The sequence below is a fragment of the Virgibacillus sp. 7505 genome (assembly GCF_002272135.1).
Classification (GTDB): Bacteria; Bacillota; Bacilli; order Bacillales; family Amphibacillaceae; genus Terribacillus.
Map to the genome: position 1 here is coordinate 1 of NZ_NPBF01000129.1, position 310 is coordinate 310.

A 310-nucleotide genomic window follows, 5' to 3' on the forward strand; every position below is an offset into this window, starting at 1 on the left:
TTCTTTAAGCGCCCGATGTAAGGACGTTACTTGGTTTGACAATCGCCGTCCCTGCGGAAGGGTGATACGCCTTTTTGCCGCTGACAATCCGTGCTTTCGTCAATGCCCCGCTTAAACTGTCTAAACATGCGTTCACTTTTGGCACCATTCCTCCATAGATAACGCCCTCTTCTATATAGCGCTTGGCCAAAACCTCATCCATTTCCTCAATGACTTTCCCGTCTTTTTGGACACCGTCTACATCAGTGACGAATACGAGCTCCTCCGCTTTGCTCGCTTTAGCGACCGCAGCAGCCGCAGTATCTGCATT

1 protein-coding gene is annotated in these 310 nt (G+C 50.0%); it reads right to left on the bottom strand.

Translation table 11 applies throughout. From position 1 onward, the window contains the following. Nucleotides 1-4: 4 nt before the first annotated feature. A partial coding sequence (locus CHH91_RS18250; protein ID WP_483372414.1) for an amino acid kinase family protein occupies nt 5-310 on the bottom strand: 306 nt, incomplete at its 5' end.